The organism is Azoarcus sp. CIB, assembly GCF_001190925.1.
Taxonomy (GTDB): Bacteria; Pseudomonadota; Gammaproteobacteria; order Burkholderiales; family Rhodocyclaceae; genus Aromatoleum.
The window spans coordinates 2,616,694-2,634,886 of sequence record NZ_CP011072.1; the positions used below are offsets into that span (position 1 = coordinate 2,616,694).

An 18,193-nucleotide genomic window follows, 5' to 3' on the forward strand; every position below is an offset into this window, starting at 1 on the left:
AAGCCGACGGAGATTTCCGGGAGGCATGGCTTCATGCTGCGACCGCGATCATCTGCAGTTCGAAACGCTCGAACGCATCGCGCACCGCCTCCAGCAGCTCGCGGTCGTCCCACGGCTTGTGCAGGAAGCGGAAGACCGCGCCGCGGTTGATCGCGCTGGTGATCGTGCCGACATCGGCGTAGCCCGACAGGATCATGCGCACGGCCTGCGGATAAAGGGACCGCACCTTGTCGAGAAACTGGACGCCATCCATCCCCGGCATGCGCAGATCCGAGATCACGACACCGACCGAATGCCGCGACAGCAGCTCCAACGCCTCCACGGCACTGCCGGCAAACAGCAGCGTATAACCCTCCCGTCGCAGGATGCGGCGCAATGCCGACTGGATCGACGGTTCGTCATCAACCAACAGCAGGGTGCGTGCGGGAAGGTCCTTCTGCACCGGCAGCGCCAAGCCCTGCCCGCCGGCAAGCAGGTCCGCGAACGCGGCGGGCATGATCGGCGGCGAGAAATGGTAGCCCTGCAATTCGTCACAGCCGCGGCCGCGCAGGTACAGCAGCTGCCCTTCGGTCTCGACTCCCTCGGCGGTCACGCGCAGGTTGAGGCTGTGAGCCAGCGAGATGACGGATACCGCGATCGCCGCATCGCTCGCATTGGTCGTCAGGTCGGTGATGAAGGCGCGATCGATCTTCAGGTAATCGATCGGGAAGCGCTTGAGCGTGCTGAGCGAAGAATAGCCGGTACCGAAATCGTCGATCGCCAGCCTGACGCCGATGGCCTTCAATCGCCGCATCGTCGCGATCGCCCGTTCCGGATCGCGCATCAGGGTGCTTTCGGTGATCTCCAGCATCAGTGCCCCGGCGTCGAGGCGGTAGCGCGACAACAGGGCCGACACGTCCGCGACCAGGTCGTCGCGCAGGAACTGCAGCGGCGACACATTGACCGCCACATGCGGGCACACAACACCGGCATCGAGCCACTCGCGCATCTGCGCGCAAGCGGATTCGAGTACCCAGCGCCCGATCGGCAGGATCAGCCCGCTCTCCTCGGCAACCGGGATGAACTCGCCCGGCGGGACCATTCCCAGTTCCGCATGCCGCCAGCGGCACAAGGCTTCGCAGCCGCTCACCTCGCCGGTCAGCAGATCGGCCTTGGGCTGGTACTCCAGATACAGCTCCTGCCGCTCGACGGCCCGCCGCAACTCGAGTTCGACACGCAGCCTCGGCGCCGCACGGACGTTCATGTTCGCATCGTAGAAGCAGAAGGTGTCACGCCCGGTCTCCTTGGCACGGTACATCGCCACGCCGGCGTTGCGCAGCAGCGCGTCCGCGTCCTGTCCGGTGCCGCCGCTCTCGGCCACACCGATGCTGGCGGTCAGGCGCAGTTCCTCGCCGCCGACCGCGATCGGCTGCCGCACCACTTCCAGCAAGCGGTTGGCCAGCGACACCACGGCCTGCAGGCCCGGCAACTGATCGGCGATCAGCACGAACTCGTCGCTCGCGACCCGCGCAACGGTGCTGCACGCTTGCGCGGCAGCGGCGAGGCGGCCGGCGATGTCCGCGATCGTCGCATCGGCGGCCCCGCGACCGAAACTGTCATGCACGACCTTGAAGCGGTCCAGGTCCAGCCACAGGACGAAGCAGCGATCATCGCGCGCCGGACGGGAGAGCACCTGCTGCAGCCGGTCGGCCAGCAGGTTGCGGTTCGGCAGGCCGGTCAGCGTATCGTGGTTCGCCTGGTGGGCGAGCTGCTCCTCGTGGCGATGCCGCTCCGTGACATCGCGGAATTCGACCACTGCATGGTCGGCGTCCCGCCCCCCGCCTGCAACCAAGGTCACGCCGGCATCGAGCCAGACCACGTCTCCCGCCGCACGCGTCAGGCGCAACGCGACCTCGCCTTCGCGTTCGGCCGCGAGCAGCCCCTCCAGCAGCTCCCAACCGCCCGCATCGAACCCCCGCCGCCCGAGGCCGGGCAGGGCGGCCGCGAGGAGTTCCCCCGGCGTGATCGCCAGCAATGCGAGCAGCGCGGGATTCGCACTGACGATGCCGGCCGGGCGGCCATAGCGGTAGATCATCACGCCGTTGCGGCTGGCGTCGATGGCACGGTCGCGCAGGCGCACCTCCTCCGCGGCCGTTTGCAGTCGCGTCATCGCGCGCTCGATGCGCTCCGCCATGTCGTCCAGCGTCCTCGCGAAGTCCCCGAGTTCGCCGCCCTCCGGCGGCAGGGTGCAGCGGGCGTGCAGATCCCCGGCGCCGAGCCGCCGAGCCGTTTCCGCGAGGTCGCGCACCCGCCGCAACACCAGATGCTGCGCCGCCGCCCAGCCGAGAATCGTCATCAACGCCGCCACCCCGACCAGCAGCAGGACGTTGTGCCGCACCACCGTCGCCGCGGCGGTCTGCGCCGTGGCCGCGGGAATGCCCACGCGCACGTACAGGTCGCCATACGTACTGAGCACCGGCACGATCGCCGATACGCGCGATACCTGATCGAGCCACGCCGATTCGATCACGACTTCGCGGGCATCGACGATCGCCGCCTTGAACTCCTCCAGCTCCGGAATCGTGCGCCCCGCCAGCCCTTCCGGATCGGGCAGGCGGGCGAGGATCGCGCCCTGGCTGTCGAGAATCGTCACCACCGAACCGTCGGGCAGCGACAACTCGCGCAGCAGCGCTTCGAATGCCATGGGCTCCGCCGCGAGCCCGGCGACCGCGGTGATGTCGCCGTGTTCGTCGAACACCGGATGGGCGAACACGACGATCGGCAGTCCGTTCCTGCGGCTGATGTTGAAGTCGCCGATCGCAAAGTCGCGGCGCTCGACGGCGCGGCGGAAATAGGCGCGATCGGACACGTCGACCTCTCCACGGTAGGATTTCGCGCTGCACAGCATCCTGCCGTCGCGGCCGGCGACGAAGAGATCGGAATAGAGTTCGCCCAGCGTCGCCACCCGTGCCAGCCAGCGGCCGCAATCGCGCGTGGAGTGCAGTCGCCGGATCTCCGGTGCGTCGGCAAGCCCCTGCAAGGCCTCGTGGGCATGCTTGATCATGTCCCGCTGCCGCGCGGCCAGCTGACGCGCCGTGGACAGCGCGAGCCGCTCCGAAGCGCCCATGGCCTCCCGCCGCTGATCGACCCCCGTATCGATGATGATTGCGAGGAACGGAAGGACGGCGACGAGAACCAGCAGCAGCAGGCGGACGTGCATCCTGGCAAGCCACTTGCGAATCATGTTGCTCTCATTCTTTTTGTCGTGGCCAACCGCTGCACAGCGCAGCCCTCCCCGGGCCGGGCTCCCGAACCCGGCGCACGCCTGGACGGGCGCACCGAGACCAAAGGCCGGCGTTCATGAACCCGAACAACCGCGTAGCATCAATCCGATCATGCAACGGCCACTCTCACTTCGACGCCACGGCCTCGACCGGTAAATGTCGCGGCAGAACCACTCGAAACACGGACCCTTTTCCGAGTTCGCTCTTGACCTCGATGCATCCATGGTGTCGGCTAACGATTCCGTAGGACAAGGACAGGCCGAGTCCGGTCCCCTTGCCGACCTCCTTGGTCGTGAAGAACGGCTCGAAAATACGGCTCAGATGGTCCGGCCGAATCCCCCTTCCCGTATCTTCGACTTCGACCCAGACCACATTCTCGTCATATCCGGTACGCAGCGTGATGCGCCCGTGATCCTCGATCGCGTGGGCCGCATTTACCAACAGGTTCATGAGTACCTGATTGAGCTGTGACGGGAAACATTCGATCGCGGGAGGATTCCCGTACTCTTTGACGACATCGGCCTTGTATTTGATCTCGTTCCATACGACGTTGAGTGTGCTCTCGAGACCCGCTTCCAGATTCGCCAGTTCGCGCTCGGCCTTGCCGACGTGAGAGAAATCCTTCAGATCCTGGACAATGCGTTTGACACGCTGCAAACCGTCAAGCGATTCCGTCAACAGGTCGCCGATGTCCTCACGCAAGTATGCGGCGTCGATTTCCTTTTTCACGCGCGCAATTGCTTCCGACTGCTCCGCCGTCAGTGAACCTTCGATGCCCTCGTACGCGGATAGCAAACGCAACATATCTTCGGCATAGCGCTGCAGAGTCCCCAGGTTGGAATTCACGAAACCGACGGGATTGTTGATCTCATGCGCGACCCCTGCCGCAAGTTGACCAATCGACGCCATTTTTTCCGACTGGAGCAACTGGTTTTGGGCTTCCTCGAGTTTCCGAATCAAGGTCTGCTGATGCTGTTTCTCGGCCTGCAACGTGGCATTGGCCTTCTCAAGCTCGGCCGTACGTTCGCGAACCCGATCTTCGAGGCGGTCCCGTGACTCCCGCAGAGCTTCCTCCGCGCGCGTACGTTCGGTGATATCGCTGTACCCGAATACCCGACCGACGATTCGTTCGCCAATGTACTGGGGACGGGACTTGCACTCGAATACACGACCATCGGTCAATCGATGCAGATCTTCCGTCTCGGCACTATCCACGGTGGCACGCAAGCGTGCGCGACAGAGGTCGCCTTCCATGACGCGTCCGGCGATAAACTCCAGGATCGCCGTGTCGTTGCGCTCGAGCAGCAATTCGTCGGGAATCCCCCACATGCTGCTGAAGAGTCGATTCATGTTGGTGATATTGCCCTGCCAGTCGATCACGAGAATGCCGTCAGCTGTCGACTCGAGGGTTGCCCGCAGTTGGGACAGCGTCTGTTCGAGCGTGTCCTCGACCTGGCGTTCGTGCCTCGTGTCACGCGCCAAAACAAGGATGAGAGGAGCATTGTCATGCGCGACAACCCGGACCGATTTCACCACGGACAACATCGATCCGTCTGCACATCGATACAGCCCTTCCTGCCCTTCGATCTCCTGATACTGCCCGTTGTGCACGTCCTCCCAATAGAAGACGTCCTGTAATGAGCTTTCGATGTCCGTAATGGTCATCGCGACCAACTCCGCTCGCGGATAACCGAGAGTCGGGATCACAAGCTGATTGGCCATGACGATGCGCAGGGACCCCGGATCGACCAGCAGCATCATCTCTGAGCTGTGATCCAACATCAGATCGGAAAGGCTACTCATCGGGCCACCGTCTCCTGTCCGGATTTTCCTGCATCGAAATAGTAGCTGACGCGCTTGCGCGGGCTCAGGTAGTTATATATCTCGACCGGAACTTGAGCAGGACGGATCGCCTTCGCGATATTCAGGTCCTGCTCCCTTGCCAAATCGACCAGGATCGCCTCTTCCTTCGGAATATTTTCGTCATATATGACAATTATCGGCTTCATCGGTTTGGCAGTATTTACCGTCGCTACCATTGCAATCAGGCCGTTCGAGAGTTGCACGATCGTTCCGGGAGGATAGACCCCGAGGCAACGGATAAATGCCTGAAGCATGCGCGGATCGAACTTGCTGCGCAGTTTCGCAAACATCGTCGAAAGTGCATCATGCGGCGTCAGCGCGTTCGCGACATCCACCGGGTTGCAGAGCTCGTCATAATAGTTGGCAACTGAGACGATGCGCGGCATGACGCCGATCGCATCCCCTTTGAGGCCGGCCGGATAGCCGGTGCCGTCAAACAGCTCATGGTGGTCCCGGATGATCTCGAGCACGGGCGCGGACAGCTGCAGGCGATGGCCGATTTCCACACCGAACCGACAGTGCATCTGGTAAAGATTGCGCTCCGCCTGAGTCATCGGTTCGGTCTTCAGCAGGATCTTGTCCGGAACTTCCTTGCGTCCGATGTCGTGAAGCAGCGCGCCCATGCCTAGCGCCCCGAAGACCTCCTGGGGCACCCCGAGATCACGGGCGATCATCAGTGACAGCATCGCCACGTTCAGCGAGTGAAAATACAGCTCCTCGCCGCCTGTGCGATCGCCCATCACGTGGATTGCCAGATCAGGCGCACATAGAATCGAATCGGCGATCTGGGTCACCAAGTGCGTTGCCTGCTGCACCGTTTCCTTGGGATTCGAGTACAGATTCCTTTCAATGTCGCGAATCGCCCTTGCGGCATTCACGAAAGCGTTCTCCACGCGCGCGGCAGCCTCACGCTGCGTCCGAATCCGCTCCACGAGCGCTCGTTTGGCAGCGAGCGCCGGCTGGATTTCCGGGCTCGATTCCGGCGGCGCGGATATCGTCCCCGGGCCGATTGCCTCCGCCTCGGGGGCGGTGTCCGACGCCACCGCTGGCGCGACAGGCGCAGGCTGTTGCCCCGCTGCCATATCGCTCAGCGCCGGATTGTAGCGTACCGTCGTCAGCCCAAGGCTCCGGATATCCCTGATCTGATCCTCGGATTTGATCTTGAACTGACTGAACGCGAAGGGATGTTGAAACCAGCTGAGATCGAGCACGACATAGAGTCCGATCCGCAACTGATCCATCGTGACGGTGTTATTTTCCGGCATTAGAGATCCAGCATCGATACGTTTTCACCGCCGAATGATCGGGAACGGGTATAACGCTGGCGACCCGAAGCTTCACTCGACGCTGTTCCAGGATGACTCGAGCCCGTGCAGACAGTCGGTGCCCACCAACCCATACGCGACCGATGGCCCGGGCACACGGGGCGGGCGTCGATCATTTTGCATAACAAGGGTCCACATTATCATCCTGCCCGGCGATCGCCGTCGACGCAAGACGGCGCCCGCCCAAGCGACAGCAAGCGCGCCGCGAAGATTCTGGAGAAGAAGGCCGGTTGCATCGGCGCCCTGCCTGCAACAATTGCTGGCAACGCAGTGCCCGTGAATTAAAATACGCGGCTCTTTTCACCCCGATGGACCCGACATGCCCCGAGGGCTCAGCATCCGCCGCTACCTCGCGCTCCACGTGCTGCTCACCGGCTGCGTGATGCTCGCCCTGTCGCTGGTGTTCGTCTTTTCGCAGCAGCACACCGATCGCGCCGAACAGCGGATCTTCGACCATGAGCTCGCGCCGGGCGCCATGCTGCGCGACATCGAGCGACGCCTGCTGTCCGTGCACGCGCAATTGCAGGGGGTGCTTCTCGACACCACCGCCCCCAACGATTTACGCAAACTCCTGGCCGAGGAGGGCGCGCTGATTCGCTCCGGCTGGAAAACGTTCAAGCGTGGCCACCTGAACTGGGTGCGAGGCACGGAAGAAGCACAGCTGATCGCGGATCTCGACAACCGACTGCCCGCGCTGTGGGATTTTTTCGAACGGGCCGAAGCGGCCTGCGAAAACAATGATCGCAACGAACTGGAGCGGCTGTTCCGCTTCGACTGGTCCGGGCTGCAGCCGACGCTGTCCGGCAATCTGAGCGCGCTCGCGACGCTGCAGGAGCGCCATATCGAGCTGGCGCGCCAGGAGCTGCGCATGTCGCGACAACACTCGATAGTGCTGATCGGCTCGCTGCTCGCCATCGGCATGCTGCTCCTCGGCGGCTTCGCGATCGGACTGTTGCGCTACGTCATGCGCCGCATCGCCATGATTGAGAGCGCGCTCGACCAGGTGGCCGCCGGAACGGGGGCCGTCGCGATACCGCATCGTCCGGGCGAAACCGAGATGTCGCGGATCGCGGACGCGATCAGACGCACCGCCGCTCATCTCGGCGAAAGCCATGAGTCGATCACCATCCTGCTGCGGCGCCAGCAGACCATCCTGGAATCGCTCGCCGAGGGGCTCTACGGCGTCGATGCCGACGGGCACATCATGTTCATCAACCCTGCGGCCCTCTCGATGCTCGGATACGCCGAGCACGAGGTGCTGGGTCTGCCCTCGCATGCGCTGTTTCACCACCACCACGCGGACGGCCGGCCGTATGCACTGGCGGACTGCCCGATAGCCGCATCGCGCCATACCGGCCGGATCAGCAGGCGCGTCGGCGAGGTCTTCTTCCGCAAGGACGGGAGCAGTTTCCCGGTCGAGTTCACCAGTGCGCCGATGCGCGACGCGGACGAACCTCCCGGCTGCGTCGTGGTGTTCCACGACATCACCGAACGTCTCGAACAGGACCACCTGCTGCGCGACACCATCGCCGAACTGCAGGAAACGAACGTGCGTCTGGGCGAGACCCAGGGACAGCTGCTGCAGGCCGAGAAGCTTGCCGGCCTGGGGCAGCTCGCGGCCGGCGTCGCGCACGAGATCAACAACCCGATCGCCTTCATCCAGTCCGACATCGGGGCTTTCGAGAAATACCTGCAGGACATCTTCACGCTGATCGACGGCTACGAAGCCCTGATCCACCGCCAATCCGACACCGGCCTGCGCGGCGCGGCGACGCGGCTGCACGCTGATGCGGATCTCGATTTCATGCGCGACGACCTGCACACGCTGATTGCCGAGAGCCGCGACGGGCTGCGGCGGATTGCCCGCATCGTTGCCGACCTGAAGGACTTCTCGCGCGTCGACGACGACCAGGAGCTGGCCGAGGCCGACCTCGTGCAGGGACTGGAGAGCACCCTCAACGTCATGCATGCGACGATCGCCGAAAAGGCCGATGTCGTGCGCGACTACGCCCCGCTGCCGGCAGTGCGCTGCCAGGCCGGGCAGATCCATCAGGTGTTCGTCAACCTGCTGCTCAACGCGGTCCATGCGATCGAGCAACACGGCACGATCACCGTGAGCGCGCGCCATTGCGGCGATCAGGTGTGCATCGAGGTCCGGGACACGGGACGCGGCATGGAGGCGCACGAGCGGCAGCGCATGTTCGACCCCTTCTTCACGACGAAACCGGTCGGACAGGGCATCGGCCTCGGTCTGTCGGTCAGCTACAGCATCGTTCGCCGGCACGACGGCCGCTTCGAGGTCGATAGCGCCCCGGGACGCGGCACCGCGGTGCGGGTGTGGCTGCCGGTCAAGGGCCCGGCGGGCGTCAACGCATGAACATCGCCGTGCCGCTCACGTCGGACGCCGGCCATACAGGTCGCGCCATTCGCGCAGCGCGCCGCGGACCTCGTCCTTGAGCAGTTCGTCATCCCAGGGCTTGCTGAGGAAGCGGTAGATCGCCCCGCGGTTGATCGCATCGGTCACCGCCGAAATTTCGGAATAACCCGACAGCACCATGCGCACCGTCCTGGGATACAGGACCTTGACCCGCGACAGGAACTCCGTGCCACTCATTCCCGGCATGCGCTGGTCGGAAACGATCACCTGCACGGGATGTTTCGCCAGCATCGAGAGCCCCTCCTCCGCGCTGCCCGCGACGAGGATTTCGTACCCCTCGCGGCGCAGCGTGCGGCGCAACGCCGAGAGAATGCTCGACTCGTCGTCGACGAGCAGTATGGTCTCCCGCGCGTCCTGCGCGAGGGGTGCCGAAAGGTCGAGCCGCGCACCCTCGCGCAGCATGCGCGCGATCTCGTCGGCGGGAACCGCTGGCGAAAAGCGGAACCCTTGCACCTCGTCGCAATCGCTGCGCCGCAGAAACTGCAGCTGCTCCTCGGTCTCGACCCCTTCGGCGATCACCACCTTGCCGAGCTTCTGCGACATCGCGACGGTCGCCTGGACGATGGCGGCATTGGCCGGATTGGTGACGATGTCGCGGATGAAGGACTGGTCGATCTTGACGACGTCGATCGGAAAACGCGACAGGTAGGCGAGCGACGAGTAGCCGGTACCGAAATCGTCGAGCGACAGGCGCACGCCGAGCTCCTTCAGCTGCGCCGTGACGCGGATCGCCGCCGTCATGTCCTGCATCATCGCGCCCTCGGTGATCTCGATCTCGAGACAACGGGGATCGGCGGCATATGCTGCCAGCGCATCGGCGACCGTATCGCGCAGCGCGCGCTGCCGGAACTGGCGTGCCGAAAAGTTGACCGCCATCCTGATCGGAGGCAGCCCCTCCTCGCGCCAGGCCTGCATCTGGCGACAGGCTTCGCGCAGCACCCAGGAGTCGATGGCGACGATGCTGCCGCACTCCTCCGCCAGGGGAATGAAAGCTCCTGGCAACAGCATGCCCTGCTGGGGGTGGTTCCAGCGGACCAGCGCCTCGACGCCGACGATGTGGCCGGAGTGCAGGCTCAGCTGCGGCTGGAAATGCAGCACCAGTTCGCCGCGTTCCACCACGAGCTGAAGCTCCTCGCGTAGGCGGCGCCGCTCGCCGTTGCGCTCGGCCATGTCGGCATCGAAGCGGCACGACCGGTTGCCGCCATGTGCCTTGGCATCGTGCGTCGCACTGCGCGCGCAACCGAGCAGTTCGTCGGCGGAACCCGCATCGGCAGGGTAGAACGCCATTCCCACCGAGGCGGTGAGCTCCACCGGACCGCCGGCAATGGTGAACGGCCTGGCGACCGTCGCCAGCAGGCGGTCGGCAATGTCGCGGCTCTCCGGTTCGGAGCCCGGGGCCGCCTTCCCGAGCAACACGGCGAAATTGTCGCCGCTCAGGCGTGCGACCAGATCGACGTGTCGCAGCGCATCCCGCACGCGTGCGCCGACCTCGGCGAGCAGGCGATCGGACTGGTCTGCGCCGAAGCGGTTGTTGATCGCACCGAAGCCGTCGAGATCGAGGTTCAGCAGCACCACCTCCTGCCCGGCTCGCCGCGCCAGCTCGATCTCCGCCGACACCGCGCGCATGAACGCCGCGCGATTGGCAAGCCCGGTCAGCTGGTCGAAGGTAGACAGGTACTCGATGTGCTGCTCATAGCGCTGCCGCTCGTGGAGATCCTCGCTGATGGAGACGTAGTAGCGCACCGCCCCCGCGGCGTCGCGGATCGCCGAGATCGTCCGCGCCTCGAGGTACAGCTCGCCGTTCTTGCGCAGATTGACGAACTCGCCGTGCCAGATCTGGTCGGCGTCGAGCGCCTTGCTGAGGTCGCGATAGACTTCGGCGGGCGTCTGTCCGGACTTCAGGATGTCTGGCTTCCGGCCGATCAGCTCCTCGACCGTGTACCCCGAGATCTGCGCCGCAGCCGGATTGGCGAACAGGATGACCTCGTCCGGGTCGGTGACGATGATGCCGCGCCGCCATTGTGTGACCAGGGAGCGGAACAGGTCCTCGTCGGGGTGGCGCGAAGTCGAGGCACTCATGTTCCGGCAGGCTGCTGTTCCGCGTCATTCGCGTGCAGCGGCAGCACGATGCGAAAACGCGTGCCCTCGCCCGGCTGGCTGAACACTTCGAGCACACCCTTGTGCCGCTTCACGATGTCGGACGAGATCGACAGTCCGAGACCGGTCCCCTTGCCCGCCGGCTTGGTCGTGAAGAAGGGTTCGAAGATACGCGCCTGCACTTCGGACGACATGCCCTTGCCGGTGTCGATGATTTCGATCCACACCTGCTCTTCGCTGGCGCCGCTGCGCAGCGTGATCGTTCCCGACGTATCGATCGCCTGCGCGGCATTGACCAGCAGATTCATGAAGACTTGGTTGATCTGTGCCGGAATACAGCGCACCTTGGGCAGTTCGCCGAACTCGCGCACGATCTGCGCCTTGTACTTGATCTCGTTCCACACCACGTTGAGGGTGCTCTCGAGACCGCGGTTGAGGTCGGTCTCCTGCCATTCGCCCGCATCGGAACGCGAGAAATCCTTGAGGTCGTTGACGATGTGCTTGACGCGCGTCAGTCCGTCGGCCGACTCCCGCAGCAGGTCGGGAATGTCCTCGCGCAGGTAGTCGACCTCGGCCGCGCCGCGCGCTTGCGCGATCGCGGCGCGCGCCGGATGCTCGGGCGGCAGCACCTGCTCGAGCTGCTCGTATGCGGCGAGCAGGGCGAACAGGCGGTCCACGTAGGACGCGAGCGAGCCGAGGTTCGAGCCCACGAAGCCGACCGGATTGTTGATCTCGTGCGCGACGCCGGCGGCGAGCTGGCCGATGGCGGCCATCTTCTCGGATTGCAGCAGCTGGCTCTGAGTCCGTTCCACGCGCGCAACCAGCTCGGCCATCAGCTGGCGTTCGCGCTCCAGTTCGCGCGTCAATTCCTCAATCCGCGCCTCGAATCCGCCGATCAGACGCCCGAGGCGCTCGTCGACTTCCGTGTTGCCCGTCATCAGGGCCTGCATCTCAAACGCCTCTGCCATCCCGGAGGCTCCTGTCGCTGAAGTTGTACGAATCATTCCGGTTCCGGACCGAGAACGCGCAGGGTCTCCTCGAGCGAGGTCTCGCCGAGCGCAATTTTCTTCCGCGCATCGTCCCACAGCGACTCGTGCCCGTTTGCGCGCACGTGGGCCGTAATCTCGCGGATGCTGGCACTGCGGGTGATCAGGTCGCGCATATTCTCGTCCGGCAACAGGATCTCGTACAGCCCGAGCCGCCCGTGATAGCCGCTGCCACCACACTGGACGCAGCCCTCGCCCACGAACGCCGTCTGCAGCGAGTCGAAACGCGGTCCGAGGCGCGCAGCGAGCGTCCGGTCGACCTCGACCTGGCGCCGGCACTGGCGACAGATTCGGCGCACCAGACGCTGAGCGATCACGCCTTCGAGGGCGCTGGCGACGATGAAGGGCTTGAGGCCGAGATCGAGCAGCCGTGCGATCGTTGCAAGCGCGGAGTTCGTATGCAGAGTCGATAGTACCTGATGCCCTGTCAATGCGGTATGGAACGCAACCTCGGCCGTTTCGTAATCCCGGATTTCGCCGATCAGCACGACATCGGGATCCTGGCGCAGGATGGAACGCAACACGACCGGGAAGGTGAGGCCGATCTTCTCGCGCACCAGCACCTGTCCGGCGTTATCGAGGTAGTACTCGACCGGGTCCTCGATAGTGATGTAATTCTTGGTCGGCGATGCGTTCGCCTGCAGCAGCGAATACAGCGTCGTGGTCTTGCCGCTGCCGGTGGGGCCGGTCGCCAGCAGCAGCCCCTGCGGCTTGTCGACCATCACCCGTACCTTGGCCAGGCCGGCCTCGCCGAAACCGAGGCCGGCGAGGCTCAGGACCTGGGAGTTGCGGTCGAGGATGCGCATCACGACCTTCTCGCCGTTGATCGTCGGCAGCGTCGAGATGCGCAGGTCGACGATGCGCAGCGGCGACTTGACGGTGATGCGCCCGTCCTGGGGGCGGCGGCGCTCGGAGATGTCGAGTTCGGCCATGATCTTCAGCCGCGACACGAGCGGGCTGTGCAGCGCGTGCGGAATCTGGATCTTGTCCTGCAGCACGCCGTCGATGCGCAAGCGCACGACGACGTTCTTGGTCTTGGGCTGGATGTGGATGTCGGAGGCGCCCAGACGGATCGCCTCGAGCAGGATCGCATTGACGAGCCGGATCGCGGGCGGCTCGTTGGTCGAGGCAAGCAACTCGTCGAGCGGCACGGCCTCGTCGTCGTCGATGACGATCTCGATGCCCTCGTAGGGATCGACGATGCCGACCATGGTCTCGAGGTCGCGGACGTCGACGCCGTCGTCGTCGCCGTAGACCTCGGCGATCTTCGCCTGGATCGCCGCCAAGTCCGCCATCACGACTTTCAGGTCGAGGCCGGCGGTGAAGCGGATGTCGTCGATCAGGCCGGCGTCCATCGGATCGGCCACCGCCAGCATCAGGCGCCGCCCCTCGAGCTTGAGCGGCATGATCAACTGCTTGCGGCAGAAGCTGCGCGGAATCAGCTCCGCGACGGCCCGATCGACACGGAATTCGCCGAGCGACACCTCTTCGACCAGCAGTTCCTCGCGCAGGATCTTGCGCAGCGTCTTCTCCGCCACCCAGCCGCGGTCGAGCAGCAGGCGGATCAGCGGTTCCTTCTGGATACCCTGCTGGCGGGTGAGCTCCTGCCACTGCGCGCTGGTGATCAGCCCCTTCTTGTGCAGCATCGTGCCGAGCTGGCTACGGTTGGACACCGCCATGCGCGACAGCGCCGAGATCTCCTTGGTCTTCTTCGCGTTCTCGAGGCTCAGCGCGCGGTTCTTCTGCACCAAGTCGAATTGCTCGAGCGCGAGCGATACGGTGACGCGCAGGTCGTCGTCGTTCCACGGCTTGAGGATGAACTTGTACACCGCGCCATCGTTGATCGCGCCCATCACCGCGCCGGTGTCGGCATGACCGGTGAGCATGATGCGGATGGTCTCCGGGTACAGGCTCTTGACCTGCTTGAGCAGGTCGGCGCCGTTCATGCCCGGCATCATGTAGTCGCTGATGATGACCTGCACCGGCGCCTCCTTGAGCCGCGCTAGCGCCTCGGCACCGCTGCCGGCAGTCAGGATCTCGTACGCCTCGGCGCGGAAGATGCGGGTCAGTGCCTTCAGGATCGAAGGTTCGTCGTCGACGAACAGGATGCGGTAGCGCGGCCGCTCCGCGGCGGCCGTCCCAGCCGGCGCGGCGGCGTCTTTCTGACCGGTGAAGAAGGCGGCGTAATTGCTCATTGAGGTCCTAGAGCGGCAGCTCCACCGTGACCCGCGCCCCGCCTTCCGGGCGCGTCGCGGCGGTGATCGTTCCGCCATGCGTGAGCACGATGTCGCGCGCGACGGTCAGCCCCAGCCCGGTGCCGCCACCGACGCCGCGCGTCGTGTAGAAGGGGTCGAAGATGTAGGGCAGCACCTCGTCGGGAATGCCCGGCCCGGTGTCGTCGATCTGCACGACTACGTGCGAGCCGGTCGCCAGGGAGCGCAGCGTCACGGTGCCGCTCTCTCCCACCGCCTGCAACGCGTTCTGCAGAATGTTGAGAAACGCCTGGTTGAGGTGCCCGGACAGGCACATCAGCGGCGGCAGCGGCGACAGCTCGCTCGTGAGCGTCACCCCCGACGGCTTCTGCCCAGCGATCACCGCGAACAGCGACTCCAGCTGGCCGTTGATGTCGGCGAGCTGCACGTCGGGCTGATCAACGCTCGAGAACCCCTTCAGGTCCTTGACGATGCGCGCGATGCGCGCAACGCCCTGCTGCGAGTCGGCGAGCAGCTCGGCGAAATCCTCCAGCACGAAGTCGAGGTCCGCGGCCTTCCATTTCTCCGCGGGTACCATGTCGTGCAGCTCGGCGAACTGGGCGACGTAGCGTTCCGCCGTCGACAGGTTGCTGTTGACGAAGCCGAGCGGATTGTTGATCTCGTGCGCGACACCCGCCGCGAGCTGGCCGATGGATGCCAGGCGTTCGGCCTGGTAGAGCTGGCGCTGACGCTCGTCGATGATCTTGACCTGCTCCTTGACCTTCGCATCGAGGATCTCCGCGAGTTCGCGGTATTTCGCCTCCGACGCCCTCAACGCCTCGTTCTGCTGCTGCAGTTTGGCGTAGTCGGCACGCACCGCCTCGAGGTGCAGGTCGGACACCATGCGAAAGCGCGCTCGCGACAGGAGCCCCCAGCGCACGACGCGTGCGGCCCCCTTCAGCGCGACCGCGTCGCAGGCGCAGGCGAGGAAGCCGACCGGCTCGAGCTCGAGCGTCAGCGGCGCCTGCACGCTCCCCACGGTCGGGGCGTTGCCGACGAAAACGGTTCCCGCGGCGTCCAGCACCGCAACGGGCTGACCGAGCACCGCAGCGAGCTGGGTGCAGATCTCGTCGGCATCGCGCGGCGTGATCAGCTCGCCGAGCACGAACTCGCGATCGAATCCCGGCTCCACGCTCATGCTGCGCCTCCCAGGGCGGCAGCGACGAAGGTTTCCTCGGTCAGGCCGTGGGTGCTGTCGAGTTCGAGCTCCTGCGCGTAGCCCTGCCACACGCCGCGCAACAGGGTCGCGAAGGTCTGCAGTACGCCGTCGCCGCGAAGCGCCGTGGCGAACACGAGCGGCCACGGCGCCCCCGCATAACGCTCGCGCACCTCGTCCTCGCTCAGGATCGCCGGCAGGTCGCGCTTGTTGAACTGCACCACCAGCGGCAGGCGATCGATATCGAGTCCCACGCGACCGAGGTTCTCGACCAGATTCTGAAAGGATTCGCCATTATTGATCGACTCGGTACGCTGCGAGTCGGCGACGAACACGACGCCGTCGGCGCGCGACAGCACCGCCTTGCGCGTGCCGTCGTGCGCCACCTGACCCGGCACAGTGAACAGCCGGAAGCGGATCGTCAGACCCGACGGCGCGCGAAAGCCGAGCGGCAGGAGGTCGAAGAACAGCGTGCGATCATGCTGCGTCTCGAGCGTCATCAGCTCGCCTTTCATCTCGGCGCCGACCAGATCGTGCAGCTGCATCAGGTTGGTGGTCTTACCGCCCTGGGCCGGACCGTAATACACGAGCTTGAAGGTGAGGCGCCCGGCTTCGCGGTCGAGTTCTGGCATCAGGAAAACCCCTTGCCCGGGTCGTCGAGCAGGGATTCGTCGAGTAGCACCGAGCCATCTTCGCCCCAGATGACGTGCGTGATGCCCGGCTCTTCGGACTCAAGGCGCCGGCGCTCGAGTTCGGCCGCGGACAGCGTCCCCATCGCAACGCGCGCCTGATCGGCAAGGCGCTGGTTCTCGAGGGTCAAGTCGCGCAGTGCCAGCGCCTGCCCGATCGCTGAGACCAGTTCGTAGTCGTTCCACGGCTTGGACATGAAACGGCTGATGCCGGCCTCGTTGATCGCACCGATCAGGCCGTTGAGATCGGCATAGCCGGACAGGATGATCCGCGCGGCGTCAGGCTGGATCTCGCGAAAGGCCTTCAGGAAGCTGACACCGTCCATGCCCGGCATGCGGTAATCGGAGAGCACGAGGTCGTAGGCCGTGTGGCGCGCCTTCTCGAGCGCCTCGGTGGCAATACTGAAGGTGTCCACGCTCAGCGAGCATACGCGCTCGCCGACCACGCATGGCGTCAGGGAAAGCACTCGCCGCAAGGACTTCAGGATTGATTCCTCGTCATCGACGATCAGGATTCGGCTCATTGGTCATCCTCGCTATGATTGCGCTGAAGCACAGACTGGCCGTGCGACAACGCGTTCTTCATCTGCTTCATTTATCGCCCCGCACATGCAGCATCAGGGCAATGCCCTCGCGGCGCGCGTAATTCTGGATCTGACGCACGAGCGACTCGTCGAGGACGTAATCGGCGGCGAGCAGCAGCGCGCCGTCGCGCCCGACCAGATCACGCGCGAGCACCATGCCGGACTGCAGATCCGCCGCCGCCACAGCGACATCGCGCGACGGCGGCTCCTGCGCGATGCCGCCGAGCAGTTCGACAAAGGCATCGACGACCTGCGGGTCGTAGCGCTTGCCGCGGGAACGGACCAGCATCGCCAGCGCCTCGTCCCGGTTCAGTAGCTTGTCCGCCAGCGTGCCGATCTGCAAGCCGTCGTAGTCGTTGACGACGCTGAGGATGCGCGCTCCGAGCGGAATCGCAAGCCCCTGCATGCCGTCGGGAAAACCCTGGCCGTCGAAGCGCTCGTGGTGCGCGCGGATGAGGTGTGCAGCACCTTTCAGTTCCTCGAGCGGCATCAGCGCCGATTCACCGGCCAGCGCGTGCTTGCGGTACAACCCCATCTCCTCGCCGTTCATCCTGACGACCGGTTTCGCGAGCATCGCATCCGAGAAACCGATTTTACCGATGTCATGCAGCAGGCCGGCAAGGAAGATGTCCTGCTGACTCTTGGCATCCACGCCGAGGTGCGCGGCGAGCTTGCGCGCCTGGTCCGCGACCCGTCTCGCGTGACCCGCCACGCCGCCGCTGCGCAGTTCCATCAGGCCCGAGAAGGTCTTGATCGAGACCAGGAAGTTCTGCTTCTGCCGCTCGTTCGCCACCTTGAGCGAGGCGTTGGCCTGCTCGAGTTCGCGCGTCCGCTCCTGCACCTTCTGCTCGAGCCCGGAATTCAGCTCCTTCAACTCGGCGTTCTGCGCCTGCGTGAGGGCCTGCAGCCGCTCGTTTTCGCTTTGCAGGCGGCGCCGCTCCAGCGCATCGCGCAGGATCAGCATGAGGTCGTTGTCATCCCACGGCTTGGAGATGTAGCGGTAGATCTGGCCACGGTTGATCGCGTCGATCGTTGAGCCGATGTCGGCATAGCCGGTCAGCAACAGCCGGATGATCCCGGGCCAGCGGTTTCGTACGTGTTCGAGAAACTGCGCGCCGTCCATCTCCGGCATGCGCATGTCCGAGATGACGACGTCGACGTGCTCCCGTTCCAGCACTTCGAGACCTGCCTTTCCGCTTTCGGCAAGATGGATCGTATAGCCCGAAGGCCGCAGCAGACGACGCAGCGACGACAAAATGCTCGCCTCGTCATCCACCAGCAAAATGCTCGGCGCCGTACCCGACATGTCGGTCATTCCGTTTGATCTCGCTATTCTGCCGCGGTATGCCGTCGGCAGAGGGGTTGCTGTCGCGCGCTGATTATATCCTGCCGCAATTCAACGAAATTGTGCCAATCGATAGACGCGAGGGCGGTCGTATGACCAACTGCGTCAGACGGTCACGTTGGTTGAACAGCCGACC

General features: G+C 64.7%; 11 protein-coding genes. 1 reads left to right on the forward strand and 10 read right to left on the reverse strand.

Annotated elements, in window-relative coordinates; genetic code table 11:
• Positions 1 to 31 precede the first annotated feature (31 nt).
• The 3 genes from AzCIB_RS11560 to AzCIB_RS11570 all read right to left on the reverse strand — a co-directional run bounded on the left by AzCIB_RS11560 (position 32) and on the right by AzCIB_RS11570 (position 6,391).
• On the reverse strand, positions 32 to 3,223 hold the full coding sequence (locus tag AzCIB_RS11560; protein WP_050416038.1) for an EAL domain-containing protein: 3,192 nt from the start codon (positions 3,221 to 3,223) through the stop codon (positions 32 to 34).
• A gap of 166 nt (positions 3,224 to 3,389) precedes the next feature.
• Complete coding sequence (locus AzCIB_RS11565) at positions 3,390 to 5,066, reverse strand: PAS domain-containing sensor histidine kinase (RefSeq protein ID WP_050416039.1); 1,677 nt, start codon at positions 5,064 to 5,066, stop codon at positions 3,390 to 3,392.
• Positions 5,063 to 6,391: a cyclic di-GMP phosphodiesterase gene (locus AzCIB_RS11570; RefSeq protein ID WP_050416040.1), complete on the reverse strand. Its 1,329-nt coding sequence runs from the start codon at positions 6,389 to 6,391 to the stop codon at positions 5,063 to 5,065. Before AzCIB_RS11570 ends, AzCIB_RS11565 begins: the two co-directional genes overlap by 4 nt.
• A gap of 379 nt (positions 6,392 to 6,770) precedes the next feature.
• On the opposite strand from AzCIB_RS11570, the gene AzCIB_RS11575 reads away from it, so the two are divergent.
• On the forward strand, positions 6,771 to 8,828 hold the full coding sequence (locus AzCIB_RS11575) for a two-component system sensor histidine kinase NtrB (RefSeq protein WP_050416041.1): 2,058 nt from the start codon (positions 6,771 to 6,773) through the stop codon (positions 8,826 to 8,828).
• Between the two features lie 15 nt (positions 8,829 to 8,843).
• On the opposite strand, the gene AzCIB_RS11580 is transcribed toward AzCIB_RS11575, so the two are convergent.
• From AzCIB_RS11580 to nosR, 7 genes are all read right to left on the reverse strand, one after another.
• Positions 8,844 to 10,967, reverse strand: coding sequence for an EAL domain-containing protein (locus AzCIB_RS11580; protein ID WP_050416042.1), 2,124 nt, complete (start codon positions 10,965 to 10,967; stop codon positions 8,844 to 8,846).
• Positions 10,964 to 11,953, reverse strand: coding sequence for an ATP-binding protein (locus AzCIB_RS11585; protein WP_232299422.1), 990 nt, complete (start codon positions 11,951 to 11,953; stop codon positions 10,964 to 10,966). Before AzCIB_RS11585 ends, AzCIB_RS11580 begins: the two co-directional genes overlap by 4 nt.
• A gap of 32 nt (positions 11,954 to 11,985) precedes the next feature.
• On the reverse strand, positions 11,986 to 14,226 hold the full coding sequence (locus AzCIB_RS11590) for an ATPase, T2SS/T4P/T4SS family (RefSeq protein WP_050416043.1): 2,241 nt from the start codon (positions 14,224 to 14,226) through the stop codon (positions 11,986 to 11,988).
• Between the two features lie 7 nt (positions 14,227 to 14,233).
• Positions 14,234 to 15,421, reverse strand: a complete 1,188-nt coding sequence (locus tag AzCIB_RS11595) for a sensor histidine kinase (protein WP_050416044.1) — start codon at positions 15,419 to 15,421, stop codon at positions 14,234 to 14,236.
• Complete coding sequence (locus AzCIB_RS11600) at positions 15,418 to 16,071, reverse strand: GTP-binding protein (protein ID WP_050416045.1); 654 nt, start codon at positions 16,069 to 16,071, stop codon at positions 15,418 to 15,420. Before AzCIB_RS11600 ends, AzCIB_RS11595 begins: the two co-directional genes overlap by 4 nt.
• Entirely contained in the window at positions 16,071 to 16,652 is a 582-nt protein-coding gene (locus tag AzCIB_RS11605; protein WP_050416046.1) for a response regulator, read from the reverse strand. The genes AzCIB_RS11600 and AzCIB_RS11605 overlap by 1 nt, the downstream gene beginning before the upstream one ends.
• A 67-nt stretch (positions 16,653 to 16,719) precedes the next feature.
• Entirely contained in the window at positions 16,720 to 18,027 is a 1,308-nt protein-coding gene (gene nosR, locus AzCIB_RS11610) for a response regulator c-di-GMP phosphodiesterase, NosR family (protein WP_050416047.1), read from the reverse strand.
• Positions 18,028 to 18,193 lie beyond the last annotated feature (166 nt).

Bases quoted from the DNA above. Each gene is read 5' to 3' on its own strand.
- AzCIB_RS11560 (WP_050416038.1), bottom strand. From the start codon at position 3,223: ATGATTCGCAAGTGGCTTGCCAGGATGCACGTCCGCCTGCTGCTGCTG.
- AzCIB_RS11565 (WP_050416039.1), bottom strand. From the start codon at position 5,066: ATGAGTAGCCTTTCCGATCTGATGTTGGATCACAGCTCAGAGATGATG.
- AzCIB_RS11570 (WP_050416040.1), bottom strand. From the start codon at position 6,391: ATGCCGGAAAATAACACCGTCACGATGGATCAGTTGCGGATCGGACTC.
- AzCIB_RS11575 (WP_050416041.1), top strand. From the start codon at position 6,771: ATGCCCCGAGGGCTCAGCATCCGCCGCTACCTCGCGCTCCACGTGCTG.
- AzCIB_RS11580 (WP_050416042.1), bottom strand. From the start codon at position 10,967: ATGAGTGCCTCGACTTCGCGCCACCCCGACGAGGACCTGTTCCGCTCC.
- AzCIB_RS11585 (WP_232299422.1), bottom strand. From the start codon at position 11,953: ATGGCAGAGGCGTTTGAGATGCAGGCCCTGATGACGGGCAACACGGAA.
- AzCIB_RS11590 (WP_050416043.1), bottom strand. From the start codon at position 14,226: ATGAGCAATTACGCCGCCTTCTTCACCGGTCAGAAAGACGCCGCCGCG.
- AzCIB_RS11595 (WP_050416044.1), bottom strand. From the start codon at position 15,421: ATGAGCGTGGAGCCGGGATTCGATCGCGAGTTCGTGCTCGGCGAGCTG.
- AzCIB_RS11600 (WP_050416045.1), bottom strand. From the start codon at position 16,071: ATGCCAGAACTCGACCGCGAAGCCGGGCGCCTCACCTTCAAGCTCGTG.
- AzCIB_RS11605 (WP_050416046.1), bottom strand. From the start codon at position 16,652: ATGAGCCGAATCCTGATCGTCGATGACGAGGAATCAATCCTGAAGTCC.
- nosR (WP_050416047.1), bottom strand. From the start codon at position 18,027: ATGACCGACATGTCGGGTACGGCGCCGAGCATTTTGCTGGTGGATGAC.